We start from the raw sequence: 12,772 nt of genomic DNA on the forward strand, positions 1-12,772 counted from the left end.
GATTCAGAATAATGATAAGTACAATCGTTTATTAGTATGAAAAACATAGGTATTACCAATTTACCTCTTAGCCTTAAAGCTATGGGGCGTATAGGCCGAAGTAGCCAGTGAGTGTGCAATTTAAATGGTCCGGTCGAGGTAGAAATGTCTTTTATAAACAAGCTCTTGCTGGCTTATTTAAGCCTGAGCCTGTTGGCTTGTGGTGGCGTAGACAGCAAACGGATGATGTCCCCGAGCAGCATAATCGCGGGAAAACAGCATGTCATGTTGGTATTGAAACAAAAGGGCGTGAAGGATGGCGACGAGATCGTTGTCCGTTTTGGCAGTCACTCTCTGTATGAAGGTCGATACGACCGCAAAGGCTCATCAGGGGATAAACTCAGCCTGTTGACACAAGTTGCACACAATCATCGAAGCTATCTCAATTTATCGTACGACAGTATTCGTGCCGTGTATCTGCCGCGTGAGGCCGAGGCGGTAAAGCGCAAAATGGCTGAAACCAAACAACAGCACTTGAGCGAAAATCTGCTGCGCGAAGGTATTCGTGATAATCAGGGCGATAAAGTCCGCCAGGCGGTGAAGCAGGGCGCGGCCCTGAATCCGAACACGTACCGCACACCGTTGCTGGAAGCGGCGAGTATTGAAAACCGCGCCGATATTATTCGGCTGTTGGCGCGACTGGGTGCAAAGCCTAACCATACGGACAAGAATGGGCGTACACCCTTACATGCCGCCATCCAAATGCAGCACTTTGACAATGCGCGGGCTTTGATCGAGGCCGGGGCGGACCCTATGTTTCGTTCTTCGTCCAACGGTCTGCCGCCAGCCGTTGAGGCATTTACGGGTTTGCGCTGGGCCAACAAAGAGCAGCTAGAGGCCATAACGGCGTTTGTGGACTATCTTGTGAAAGAAAAACACGTCGACCCGAACGTGCAGTGGGAGGACCCGGTTTATAAGGCAGACAACGCTCTGGGAATGAGCAATGAACGTTTGCTGTTGTTGTCTCAAAAAGATTGCTTGGCCTTATTGGATAAGCATTCCGTACAATATGAACTGTTGGACAACACCAAGGGCGTTGGTATTCCATTGCGGTTGAAATCCACAGTGGCCGGTGTGGCTTATCGTCACACCGGGAACTCCAAAAAATTTTCCGTTATGGATTGTCGGCTGGTGGTTGCTTTAATTGGTATCGGGCCCGTATTGCAAAAATACAATATTGTGGACATACAACACATGCGTGCTTATGCTCCCGATGCGCGCATCGGCGGCAAAGGCAATGTCAGTGGTCACAGTTTTGCCTTGGCTATCGATTTTGCCGTGGCAACCACCTCGGAGGGTGACGAGTACAGTGTGGTAGAAGATTGGACGGATCGTCGCCGTGGGGTCAGCCCTTGCGAAGCGCAAGACGGCGATGGTGAAAAACAAATCCTGTTGCGTCAACTGATATGCGATATTAATAAACAAGGCTTGTTCCACTGGGTATTAACACCGCATTATAACAAAGCCCACCACGACCACTTTCACATCGAATTGCGTGACGGTGGCGGTGAGTTTATGTCATAAAGAAGAGTAGTTTCAGTAACAATAGCTCTGTACAAATCGTTTGAGGATTTCCTGTGCATACGGGGTCGGTTTTCTACTCACCTGTTGTTTTAATTCCTCTGCTTCATGAGGCTCGAAATAGCCGTGATGTTGGTAGACGTCAATTCGCAAAGCAAATTCTTCCGCGTCACCTTCGGGATGAAATTGAGTGGCATAAACGTTTTTGCCCACACGAAACATTTGCACCGGGCAGTCCTGCCCGGTCATCAGTAAGGTGGCGCCTTCGGGCGTGGAATCCACCGCTTCTTTGTGGCCCAGCAATACGTCAATTTGAGGCGGGAACCCTTGCAGTAGTTTGTCGAGACGACCCGCTTCAGTAATGGTTAAGGTCACGCAGCTGACCGGCTCACCATAGCGGGTGGAAATAGACGTGCCCAGATAATTACCCAAGAGACCGTTGCCGGAACAAGCGCCTAAAAATGGAAAGTCCCGGCTCACCACTTGCTGTAGCAGCCGATTAAAATCCGCTTCTATTTTTTTCTGGATCTCTGACTTTTTGTGTTCCGGCGTGCTGATGTCAAACGGACTGCCGCCAACGATAATGGCGCAATAATCATCTAAGTTGAGATTATCCGGGATGCCGTGCGTTTCGATGCGTATTCTGTGCGTATCCTCACTATCTAAACCACCGTACTTCAACAAACAGGCGTATTCGCTGTCGGAAGTTGCCGTTTCGGGGCGCAGTTGTAAAATCAGAACGGGTTTGTTGGTTGCCATGGTTGTATTATTGCAGCTATGGCATAGAAAAACGATATCTCTCCACCTCGGTATATTGTGGCGGCAAAGTCGATGCTTGACTATAAAGTAAAAGCCCGGCTATACACTAAACTGCGGTATATGCCGGGCTTTTTGCAGTGATAAAGCGATTATCGTGTCACGGTAATGCTTACCTGGTCCGTATCGGTGACACCGGCGTCATCTGTGACGGTCAACTCAAACACCAGCACGCGAGTTTTTCCTCGACGAGTTCCGGGTGCAGTAAATGAAGCTACAGGGCTGTTGGAATTCTGTATGCTGACGCTTCTGCCGGAAACCTGTTCCCAGCGATAACTGATAATGCTGCCGTCGCTATCGCTGGAGTTTCTGCCATCCAGTGTTACCGTGGTTTTTTGAGTTACGCTCTGGTCTGGCCCGGCATTGGCAGTAGGGGCTTCATTGGCCGGAGCCGGGTCGGGGGTCGGTTCCGGTGCAGGATCGGGTGTGGGTTCGGGTGTGGGTTCGGGTGTAGGTTCCGGTGTAGGTTCCGGTGTAGGTTCCGGTGTAGGTTCCGGGGCCGGCTCAGCACCACCACCGCTGCCGTTTGCAATGGCCCAAAGTGACACATAGGCATCTTTGTCTCCGCCATTAAAGGATGTGTCATAAGCCCCTTGAGTTACCGGAAAAGAGGCGTCAGCGGAGCCCGCAAAATAGACGTTGCCGTTTGCCGTTAAGTGCGTGGCTCCAACCAAGGCTGGTGTGTCAAGATAGCTGCTGTACAACAACCCCGTCATGCTTGCGTTGAACCTGGCAACAAAAGTGTCACTGCTGCCGGATAAGGAACCGGACTCGGCATCATTGGTCGTAGGAAAGTCAGAAGAGGCCGTGCTGCCTAACAGTAAGTAAGAACCGCTGGGCTCATAATAGATCTTGCCGATAACCTCAGCTTTTGTTCCGCCAAAATAACTTAAAGTATTGGTGGTCTGCAGGTCCAGCGTATATTGAGCAATGAAACCGTCGGCGGTTAAATAGTTGGTGGTGCCAGTGGGATTGCAGGCGCCGTCCGTACCGCAACCCGAATCATAGGCATTACCCGTTACCGGCAAATTGGGGTCGCGTGAGGAGCCGACAATGGCAACGGCAGTATCATTAACGGCCAATGCACTGATGGTGTTGTTGTAGCGATATGAAATGCCACCAAATGAACTGCTCAGGTTGGCATCCAGACCGATTACGGCGGCACCCACAACAACATCGCCCACCGAAATGGCGTATACATTGGAATTGCTGCCTACTGCAATATCATTACCACCGGATCGACCTAAATACGTGGCCGCCATAATATTAGTAAGTCCCGTTTCCATTCGCACAATATAGCCGTAATACTTTGGCGTACTAAAACTGCCCGAAGGGTCACAAGAACCATCACCAGCGCAGGTGCTGTCCCAGGAACTCTCATTGGTGGGAACGTTGGGTGAATTGGTGCGGCCACTAATATACAAGCTGTTATTGGCCAGTAACAGTTTCCTTGGATAGGATTTGCTGCTAATGGGAATGCTGCTCACTAAAATCGTGCTCAAATCATTGCTGAGCTTGGCAACAAAGGTTCCGTTACTATAAGGACTTGTATCGATACCGCCACCTACAATTGGAAATCCCGTGGCAGAACCGATGGCAATACCGGCGACATAGACATTGCCGCTATCGTCCACTGCCAACGCATCGCCCGTATCCGGTCCTGTGCTGCCCAGGAAGGTAGCGGCCTCCAGCGTAGACAAATCGGCGCTGAATTTGGCCACATAAGCATCGTAATAGCTGCCTTGATAAGTGGTAAACCCCGTGGTTACCGGAAAGTCGGTTGAGTCGGTGGTGCCGGTGATAAAAACTGACCCATTGTGTTCTACGATGTCGGCGACACTTTCAAAATCACTAATTGACGACGTATTGGTGCCACCGATAAACGTTGCTGCCAACAACGGATCGATGATCAATTCTTTGGATGGGTCATATGCGCCTACCCGGAATCCATAGCTGTTTTCATGAACCGTATAGGCTACGTCTACAGGGACTTGTTGATTATTAATCACCTGGAACGCAACCGGTGCGGTAAATGTTACTGCACCGATGTCGGTGTTTAACACCAACTGCTTGTGTTCGTTGATCTCAAGCGTGTCGACGCCGTCAACTTGAAGTCGAATCTGTTCCACGTTGGCATGGGGTTGGACATAAAACAGTTTTTCGATATTAGCGCTTTTCGCTTGCAGTTGTACCTTAATGCCTGGGTAGGCATTGTTGAGTCTTACGTTTTCAAAGCTCGATACCGTAGACTGCCAATCGCGCCGCTTCCCTACAAAGTAATTGATGTTCGCCTTGGAAGAGGCTCCTCCCTCGGGCGTGATTTCTCTTGCACCAAGCAATTTTTCCTTAATAACCCAGGCATTGCTGCGATCGGCCTGTGTTGTTGGCAGCGAATAAATGAGCTCTCCCTGCTTATTGATAAACACGGTACCGCCGAAGGTTTTTGCATAATAGGCAACGTCCTGATGTTGTTGCCCCTGGTTTTTGATAAAAGGGATGGTTAATTTGGAAAGTTGATTATTTTTTTCTGCACTTGTGGCTATAGGAATCGTTTTAGCGAAACCCGTACTACAAAAAACCGCTGTGATACAAACCGCAAAAACATGCTTAGCTACCATCACACACCCTCCGTAGAATTTTAGATAGTCATGGATCTTTCTGGATCCAGAACTATCGCTGAAACAATTTACGGGAAGGTCACGAATTATTCACAAAAGTGTCGCAGGATGTAGCCATGGCGAACCATGACTAAGGAAAAATGGCACTAACTTTCCATTTATTGGATCAGGGTTCGGGCAACGACTTGCTGAAGGTGTGTCACATAGTGTTTCTGTTTCCAGCCACATTCACGGATAAGTAATTCCCAATTGCATACGGATAATAGTGTCCACAACAGCTCGGTGGCGGTTGCCGTGGACCAGTGTGGTTGTAAGTGTCCTTCGGATTCGATTGTTTCAATGGTGAGTTTGCAGACTTCGCGCAGGCAATGCATGCCGTTGTCCCATGCGGCAGCCATGGCTTCATCACTGTCTTTGCCTGCGAGCATGGCCTTGGCCATGCCGTAAATCTCCGGAATGTAATTCCCCCAGGTATCCACCAGGGCCATGAGCATGTCCTTACCACTGGAGCTTTGCTGTAATTTCGCCAAGCGTTTATCCAGACCCTTTAATTCATCGACATAGGCCATGGTGGCAATGAGCAGGTCCGTACGGGTAGGGAAGTGCAGATACACGGCCTGTCGTGAAATACCGACCTGGCGGGCAATATCACTCATTTTAACTCCCTGGCCCAGTTGCTGTTCCAGCAACTGCCAGGTGGTGTAGAGGATGCGGCTGCGAGTATCGGCTGGTTCACTTGACATGCTGTAAAGTCTAGATTACGCTTTACACTATGTCAATTGACACGGTGTCAAGTGACAATCCAAAAAGTAATCCAATGAAAAGTGATAAGCCTTTGAAAAGGAGAAAGTGTCCGTCCCGGTGCTTTTACCGATGGTGACTATACCGGCGCCTATCGCCAAGGATTCGCCGCAACAGACCGGACGACAAAACTAAAAATCTCCAGACAGGATGTGGCCGACTTCATCCTCAGGCAATTGAGTGATAAAACCTACTTACATCAATCGCCGGGGATATCCTATTAGTCTTACATTGCATTAGCTCTCATGTCCTGTCCAGCCTCGTTTATGGCGAGGCGTGGAGACCATGGATGACATAATGCCTTGCGACTTCGGTCGATCTAATCGCAGCCGCTAGGTATTCAGCGGACTAAATTACACGATGCTATCATTGCTTGCACTATTGTGCAGGAGTGCTATCATTGATATCAGTTGTTTTGTGTTGGAGTATTAATATGGCGCGGCTATTAGTTAGGGACTTAGATCCAGAAATAGCGAAAGCACTCAAAAAGCAAGCTGCAAAACATGGTCGTAGCGCGGAAGCTGAGCATCGAGAAATACTAAAACAAGCGCTGCTAGGCCCTAAGAAAAAATCGTTTGCCCAGGTTCTGTTATCAATGCCGAATGTAGGGCAGGACAGTGATTTTGAGCGAGTGGATGACTCTGAGAGCGACAGTGTATTTAATTGATACCAATGTTATTAGCGAAATCCGCAAGAAACAAAAGGCGAACAAAGGTGTACGGCGATATTTCGACTCAGTCATAAATAGCGAAGATAAGCTATACATCTCTGTAGTCAGTATCGGTGAGTTAAGGCGTGGGATTGAATTGATCCGCCATCGTAGTGATATTCGGCAAGCTAAGCAACTCGAAAAATGGCTGCAAGTGATCCTGGAAAATTATCAGAATAATATATTGGATATCAATGAGGATATTGCTCAACTATGGGGCAAACTAAGAGTGCCGCATCCGGAAAATGCGCTGGACAAGCTGATAGCAGCGACAGCACTCATTAACGGATTAACAGTTGTAACAAGAAATACTAAAGACTTTAGCAAAACCGGGGTGACTGTCTTGAATCCGTTCGAAGAATGATTAGCATCTATTATGGCTGCGAAGATAACCAGCAATAAACATTTACCCCAGCCTCAGTGGTAATGAAATTTTACTCACGCTATATCTTCTCTAAGGAAATGACGAGGCTAAAAAGTTACTTGTGAAAATAATTTACTATCAGCAAGTTACAATGGTGCCGAGGAGAGGACTTGAACCTCCACGGGGTTTCCCCCACTAGCACCTGAAGCTAGCGCGTCTACCAATTTCGCCACCTCGGCCGAGGACGGGAAAGGGCGCCACTGTACCGGGAGAGGGCACGCTTGTCAATATTTGGGAGGGCTGCCGGGGCGGGGGAACGGGTTGTGACGGGGGGTGTGAGACAGGGGATTTTTCCAATGCCTGCTCCTATACTTACTATATGTGTATATGTGCTTAAGAGTCTGTATAATCGGCGCATTGCCGGAGCTTGTCCGGGTCTTGCCACACTAAACCCGCTACAACAGCTCACTACAACAGGCCATGATTAGGCCACTACAAACCGGGCGGATTTCCAAACAGAGCCTCCGATGACAATTCTATTGTGAACTCATACGAAATCCAACGACAAACGAAATTCAAAATAAAGAGAAGAATTTGACTAAGGACCAACACGCCGAACGCGAGGCGGAAAAGTACGAACGTCCCATTCCCAGTCGGGAATACATCATGGAAATCCTGGCTCAGAAAGGGCGGCCGCTGTCACGGGAACAATTGGCACAAGCTTTGGAGCTCGAAGAGCCCCAGGACCTGGACGCCTTGCGGCGGCGTTTACGCGCCATGGAACGGGATGGACAGTTAATACGTAACCGTAAAAAAGGATACGGGCTGGTGGATAAAATGGATCTGGTGCGAGGCCGGGTTTTGGCGCATCCGGACGGATTCGGGTTTTTGGTGCCGGATGAAGGTGGTGAGGATTTGTTTTTATCCGGGCGGCAAATGCGACAGTTGTTCCATCGCGACAAGGTGCTGGTCCATGTGGCCGGGATCGATCGACGCGGGCGCCGCGAAGGGGCGGTGGTGGAGGTGCTGGAACGCAATACCCATCATGTAGTAGGACGCTATTACCAGGATCGGGGTCTGGCCTATGTGACGCCGGACAATAAACGCGTGACTCATGAGATTGTGATTCCGCAGGAAGACAGTGCCGGTGCCAGGAACGGCCAGATTGTGGTGGTGGAAATTGTGGAGCAGCCGACCATGCGGCGTCAGCCCATCGGTCGGGTGATGGAAATACTGGGCGAGCACATGGCGGCGGGTATGGAAATTGATGTGGCGATACGCTCCCATGACATACCCTTTGAATGGCCGCAAGCGGTGACGGATGAAGCGGATGCCATTGGTCCTTTGGTACAGGATTCGGCTAAAAGCGGCCGCGAAGATTTACGTGAGCTGCCCCTGGTCACCATAGACGGAGCCGATGCCAAGGATTTTGACGATGCGGTGTACTGTGAGCCGGCGGGTAATAACTGGCGTTTGTTTGTTGCCATTGCCGATGTGGCTCACTATGTACGGCCCGGCTCAGCCTTGGACGATGAAGCTCAAAACAGGGGGAATTCAGTGTATTTCCCCGGCCGAGTCATTCCTATGTTGCCCGAAATTTTGTCCAACGGTTTGTGTTCCTTAAGACCGGAGGTGGATCGTCTCACCATGGTGTGTGAAATGCTGGTGAGCAACAGCGGTAAAATCAAATCACACCGGTTTTATAATGCCGTCATTCGCTCCCATGCCCGTTTAATCTACGACGATGTGGCCGCCCTGCTGGCTGGGGATGCGGCGTTGCAGCAAAAGTACTCGAATTTGGAACCGCACCTGCGCAATCTTTATTCCCTATATCACGCTTTAGTGAAACAACGCAACATTCGCGGCGCGATCGAATTTGAAACCACCGAAACCGTAATTGAGTTTGGTGAAAATAAAAAAATCGAAAAGATTCGGCCGCTGGTTCGCAATGATGCCCATAAGATTATTGAAGAGTGCATGATTGCCGCCAATGTGTGTGCCGCGCAGTTTCTGTCTGAAAACGATATGCCGGTGTTATACCGGGTTCATGATGTTCCCAAGCTGGAAAAGCTGACCGACTTACGGGATTTTTTGCGCGGTTTTGGTTTAACTTTGGGGCGAGGAGAAAAACCGGAAGGCAAAGATTACACCCGCTTGCTTGAACAAATCCAAGGCAGGCCGGATTGGCATTTGATTCAAACCGTGATGTTACGCAGTTTGAACCAGGCTGTGTACAGTCCGGACAATGTGGGCCACTTTGGTTTGGCTTTGGAAGAGTACGCTCACTTTACTTCACCCATACGTCGCTATCCGGATTTATTGGTGCACCGCGCTTTAAAACATGTGATTGCCGCCAAACCGCCGCAGCGATTTTTCTACAACCTGGGTGATATGCAAAGCCTGGGGGAAAGTTGTTCCATGACCGAACGTCGCGCAGATGAGGCTACCCGGGATGTGGTGGATTGGCTCAAGTGCGAATACATGATGGACCGAGTGGGGGAAGTTTTCGACGGTATCGTAACCAGTGTTACCAGCTTTGGGTTGTTTGTGGAGTTGGAAAACATCTATGTAGAAGGTTTGGTACACGTGACCTCCTTGAAAAGTGACTACTATCATTTTGACCCGGTCCGTCACTGCCTGTTGGGGGAGCGTAGCAACACCAAATATCGACTTGCCGACCGGGTGCAAGTACAGCTGGTACGCGTGGATCTGGACGATAAGAAAATCGATTTTGAATTGGTCAGTGATCTTGGCCCTGCTTCGGCAGATTCATTGAAGACTCGTGAGGAGTTGCAAAAGTCATCCAAGCGAGGCAAAAAAGACAAAAATAAAGATAAAAAGAAGGACAAAGCCAGAGACAAAGGCAAAGGGAATTCCCGCACGAAAAAGAAAACTGCAGCGGCGAGAAATACACCAAAGAAAAAAGCGCCCAAGCAGGCGGGCAAAAAGTCTGAACCGCAAAAAACTTCCTCAAATGCCGAAAAAGAGACCTCGAAAGGGACTAAAGATGGTGCTAAGAAAGGGGCTAAGAGGGTCAGAAAGGCGGTACCCAAAACCAAACCGAAAAAGACGGCATCAAAAAAGGCTGGGGTCAAAAAAGCCAGAACGCCTAAGTCTCGTGGAACCCCATAATGTCCGAGGTGTGGGTCTATGGTATACACGCTGTTCAGGCGGCTTTAAAAGCCAATCGGGTAGAGAGTCTGTGGCTTGATCGCAGTCGTCATGACAAACGGATGACCCAGTTATTGGAATTGGCCGGGCATAATGTGGCCACACATTATCTGGAGCGGCCGGAGCTGGAGCAGCGGTTGACTCAAACTTTGGGTGGACATAAACCCGGCAATGCTCCAGTGAAACATCAAGGGGTGTTGGCTCGGCTCAAACCACAGGTGGGCTTGGATGAGTCCGGTTTGTTGCAATGGTTGCAACAGGTATCGGAACAGGGAAGGCCACCTCTGGTATTGGCTCTGGATGGGGTGCAGGATCCGCACAATCTGGGAGCTTGTTTACGCAGTGCCGATGCGGCGGGGGTGCACGTGGTCATCGCACCGCGGGATCGCAGTGTGGATTTAACCCCGGTGGTGCGGAAGGTGGCCTGTGGAGCTGCCGAGGCCCTGCCGTTTGTTACGGTCACTAATCTGGCTCGAACCTTGGAGCAGTTGAAGCAGATGGGGTTATGGACCGTGGGGCTGGATGGGGCGGCGGAACAGTCTTTGTACGAGCACGATTTGCGTGGCCCTGTGGTGCTGGTATTGGGTGCTGAAGGGCAGGGTTTGCGGCGCTTGACCAAGGAAAAGTGTGATTTCCTGGCTCAATTACCCATGGCGGGCGTGGTGGAAAGTCTCAATGTGTCTGTGGCCACCGGAATTTGTCTGTTTGAAGCGGTGCGGCAGCGACTTTAGCGGCCCATTCCATTAAACCGTTCCCTTTAATTGGACGATTCATCGCTCTAGACATTGCTATTTGGCGTCTTTTTGCAGTAGAATCGCACGTTTTTACGGTTTCCGGGCTGAGCCCGGACTTTCTCCTTGCCTCACCGCTTCCGGCACATCCGGCTGGTGGGAGGCTGGTAACCCATGAGGAGTCTTAATGAGACACTATGAAATTGTGTTTCTGGTCCATCCTGACCAGAGTGAACAAGTACCTGCCATGACTGATCGCTACAAAGCGATTATTGAAGCGGACGGTGGCAGCATCCACCGCCTGGAAGATTGGGGCCGCAGACAGCTGGCTTACCCTATCAATAAAATCCACAAAGCGCACTATGTGTTGATGAACGTAGAATGTGGCGGTGATGCTTTGGAAGAAATCCGTAGTGCATTTCGTTTTAATGATGCCGTATTGCGCGAAATGGTCATTGCCCGTAAGGAAGCCATTACTGAAGCTTCTCCCTTCGCCAAGCAAAAAGAATCTGAAGATGCGGAACCGATTCGCAGTGCAGATACAGATGATGATTTGGAAGAAGGTGATGAAATTGCCGAAGACGCTGTGATTTAAGCAGTCACGGCTTCCTAACTAATTTGATATAGAGGTTAAGCATATGTCTCGTTTTTTTCGCCGCAAAAAGTTCTGTCGATTCACCGCAGAAGGTGTTAAGGAAATCGATTACAAAGATTTAGGAACATTGCGTTCTTATGTCACTGAAACCGGTAAAATCGTACCCAGCCGCATTACGGGTACCAGCGCCAAGTATCAGCGCCAATTGTCTACTGCAATTAAGCGCGCACGCTATTTGGCTCTGTTACCGTACAGCGATTCACATCGCAATTAATCAAAGCGTCGAGTTTTCAGGCCTGGTCCCGGTCTCCGGGTCCGGGTGTGCAGCTCACGCTTAGAACCTCAAAATGGCGAAGTTTGACAGCCTTGCTTGTCGGGGCTTGTTTTTGCGACAACTTCGGAAGCGGATTTTGAGTAGGTTCTAGGAAGGATGAAAGCGTTAGTCTCATACATAATGCGGGGTCGGCTAGAAGCCATAGCCGCGGTGGCGGGTTTTACCGTCTTATCGTTGGTGATTTCTCCGTTTATGTATCTTAGTGTGCCGGCGGTCGCTTTGGTGGCTCTGCGACACGGTCTGAAAGAGGTGTTACCGCCTCTGGCAACGGCTGTGATTATACTGACGATGGCTTCGCTTTCACCGTACGCCATAGCGTTGGCCTTTGTAGTGTTGTTAGCGCTCATAGTGAGACTTACACGCTCACTGGCGCTGACCTTAGTGGTGGCGTCGGGCATATTGTGTCTTACCGTTGCAGTGGTTCATGTTGCGGTAGGCGATGTGGGTGCCTGGTGGTTGTCCATGGTTAAAGAAATGGATACTGCCGCCTTACGCCAGGAAGATTTGCCCAATCGGGAGCAACTCTATGCAAACCTGGAGTTGATGGCGCCTCAAATTGTCGGCATTTTTGCCGCGGCGTTTTTAATGCACAGCCTGCTATGCCTGTTTATTGCCAGAGCCTGGCAAGCCATGCTGTACAACCCCGGAGGATTTCGTCAGGAATTTTATAGTCTGAATCTGGGTAAAGTCTTTGCTGTGGTGGTCGCTGCTCTGATTGGCTTGGCTATGTGGGATTTGGGTTTGATTAGCATTATTGCCAAAGATGCAATCATGATGGCGGCGATATTGTACCTTTTACAAGGTGTTTCTGTGCTGCATGTGCTGTTTCATGTGAAGAAACTGCCGCCGGGTGTTTTATACGGTATGTATGGCTTTATCGCTCTATCGGTGATTATGGCGCCGGTATTTCAGGGATTGTTGCAGTATGTTTTAGTGTTTACCCTGCTGCTCATGGTGCAGGGGTATGTGGAAACATGGGCCAATTTGCGCGGCCGTATGCAGGCGCAGTTTCCTAATGATCCACAGTAAGGGATTCGCCATTGGATTTTGTGTGAACTATAAATTTGGAACGA

The 12,772-nt window shown here is 49.8% G+C and carries 11 protein-coding genes, 1 tRNA gene and 1 pseudogene; 9 read left to right on the forward strand and 4 right to left on the reverse strand.

What is annotated here, in order from left to right; translation table 11 throughout:
- Window positions 1–144 precede the first annotated feature (144 nt).
- Window positions 145–1,563, forward strand: a complete 1,419-nt coding sequence (locus OEY58_04535; protein MDH5324711.1) for an ankyrin repeat domain-containing protein — start codon at window positions 145–147, stop codon at window positions 1,561–1,563.
- Between the two features lie 12 nt (window positions 1,564–1,575).
- On the opposite strand, the gene OEY58_04540 is transcribed toward OEY58_04535, so the two are convergent.
- The 3 genes from OEY58_04540 to OEY58_04550 all read right to left on the reverse strand — a co-directional run bounded on the left by OEY58_04540 (window position 1,576) and on the right by OEY58_04550 (window position 5,737).
- The gene (locus OEY58_04540; GenBank protein MDH5324712.1) at window positions 1,576–2,319 is read right to left on the reverse strand and encodes a glutamine amidotransferase; all 744 of its coding nucleotides are present in this window, start codon (window positions 2,317–2,319) and stop codon (window positions 1,576–1,578) included.
- A 149-nt stretch (window positions 2,320–2,468) separates the two neighbouring features.
- Window positions 2,469–4,994 carry a PKD domain-containing protein gene (locus OEY58_04545; GenBank protein ID MDH5324713.1) on the reverse strand — a complete coding sequence of 842 codons (2,526 nt, stop codon included), beginning with the start codon at window positions 4,992–4,994 and terminating at the stop codon, window positions 2,469–2,471.
- Between the two features lie 158 nt (window positions 4,995–5,152).
- Window positions 5,153–5,737, reverse strand: a complete 585-nt coding sequence (locus OEY58_04550; GenBank protein MDH5324714.1) for a TetR/AcrR family transcriptional regulator — start codon at window positions 5,735–5,737, stop codon at window positions 5,153–5,155.
- Between the two features lie 108 nt (window positions 5,738–5,845).
- Between OEY58_04550 and OEY58_04555 the strand changes: the two are divergent.
- From OEY58_04555 to OEY58_04565, 3 genes and pseudogenes are all read left to right on the forward strand, one after another.
- Window positions 5,846–6,019, forward strand: a pseudogene (locus OEY58_04555) (NAD(P)H-binding protein).
- 209 nt (window positions 6,020–6,228) lie between these two features.
- Entirely contained in the window at window positions 6,229–6,462 is a 234-nt protein-coding gene (locus OEY58_04560) for a DNA-binding protein (protein ID MDH5324715.1), read from the forward strand.
- Window positions 6,449–6,868, forward strand: coding sequence for a type II toxin-antitoxin system VapC family toxin (locus tag OEY58_04565; GenBank protein ID MDH5324716.1), 420 nt, complete (start codon window positions 6,449–6,451; stop codon window positions 6,866–6,868). Before OEY58_04560 ends, OEY58_04565 begins: the two co-directional genes overlap by 14 nt.
- A 152-nt stretch (window positions 6,869–7,020) precedes the next feature.
- Here the strand turns inward: OEY58_04565 and OEY58_04570 are convergent.
- Window positions 7,021–7,107 (reverse strand) — tRNA-Leu (locus OEY58_04570).
- A 355-nt stretch (window positions 7,108–7,462) separates the two neighbouring features.
- Here OEY58_04570 and rnr point away from each other — a divergent pair.
- The 5 genes from rnr (at window position 7,463) to OEY58_04595 (ending at window position 12,728) form a co-directional block, all read left to right on the forward strand.
- Window positions 7,463–10,000: a ribonuclease R gene (gene rnr, locus OEY58_04575; protein ID MDH5324717.1), complete on the forward strand. Its 2,538-nt coding sequence runs from the start codon at window positions 7,463–7,465 to the stop codon at window positions 9,998–10,000.
- Complete coding sequence (rlmB, locus tag OEY58_04580; GenBank protein ID MDH5324718.1) at window positions 10,000–10,770, forward strand: 23S rRNA (guanosine(2251)-2'-O)-methyltransferase RlmB; 771 nt, start codon at window positions 10,000–10,002, stop codon at window positions 10,768–10,770. The genes rnr and rlmB overlap by 1 nt, the downstream gene beginning before the upstream one ends.
- A gap of 187 nt (window positions 10,771–10,957) precedes the next feature.
- Complete coding sequence (gene rpsF, locus OEY58_04585) at window positions 10,958–11,365, forward strand: 30S ribosomal protein S6 (GenBank protein ID MDH5324719.1); 408 nt, start codon at window positions 10,958–10,960, stop codon at window positions 11,363–11,365.
- 43 nt (window positions 11,366–11,408) lie between these two features.
- Window positions 11,409–11,639 carry a 30S ribosomal protein S18 gene (gene rpsR, locus OEY58_04590; protein ID MDH5324720.1) on the forward strand — a complete coding sequence of 77 codons (231 nt, stop codon included), beginning with the start codon at window positions 11,409–11,411 and terminating at the stop codon, window positions 11,637–11,639.
- Between the two features lie 156 nt (window positions 11,640–11,795).
- Window positions 11,796–12,728 (forward strand): hypothetical protein, encoded by a 933-nt coding sequence (locus tag OEY58_04595; protein ID MDH5324721.1) that lies wholly within the window; start codon window positions 11,796–11,798, stop codon window positions 12,726–12,728.
- Window positions 12,729–12,772 lie beyond the last annotated feature (44 nt).

It is taken from the genome of Gammaproteobacteria bacterium, assembly GCA_029882975.1.
In the GTDB taxonomy this organism is placed as follows: domain Bacteria; phylum Pseudomonadota; class Gammaproteobacteria; order SZUA-152; family SZUA-152; genus JAJDNG01.

Bases quoted from the DNA above. Each gene is read 5' to 3' on its own strand.
- OEY58_04535 (MDH5324711.1), top strand. From the start codon at position 145: ATGTCTTTTATAAACAAGCTCTTGCTGGCTTATTTAAGCCTGAGCCTG.
- OEY58_04540 (MDH5324712.1), bottom strand. From the start codon at position 2,319: ATGGCAACCAACAAACCCGTTCTGATTTTACAACTGCGCCCCGAAACG.
- OEY58_04545 (MDH5324713.1), bottom strand. From the start codon at position 4,994: ATGGTAGCTAAGCATGTTTTTGCGGTTTGTATCACAGCGGTTTTTTGT.
- OEY58_04550 (MDH5324714.1), bottom strand. From the start codon at position 5,737: ATGTCAAGTGAACCAGCCGATACTCGCAGCCGCATCCTCTACACCACC.
- OEY58_04560 (MDH5324715.1), top strand. From the start codon at position 6,229: ATGGCGCGGCTATTAGTTAGGGACTTAGATCCAGAAATAGCGAAAGCA.
- rlmB (MDH5324718.1), top strand. From the start codon at position 10,000: ATGTCCGAGGTGTGGGTCTATGGTATACACGCTGTTCAGGCGGCTTTA.
- rpsF (MDH5324719.1), top strand. From the start codon at position 10,958: ATGAGACACTATGAAATTGTGTTTCTGGTCCATCCTGACCAGAGTGAA.
- rpsR (MDH5324720.1), top strand. From the start codon at position 11,409: ATGTCTCGTTTTTTTCGCCGCAAAAAGTTCTGTCGATTCACCGCAGAA.
- OEY58_04595 (MDH5324721.1), top strand. From the start codon at position 11,796: ATGAAAGCGTTAGTCTCATACATAATGCGGGGTCGGCTAGAAGCCATA.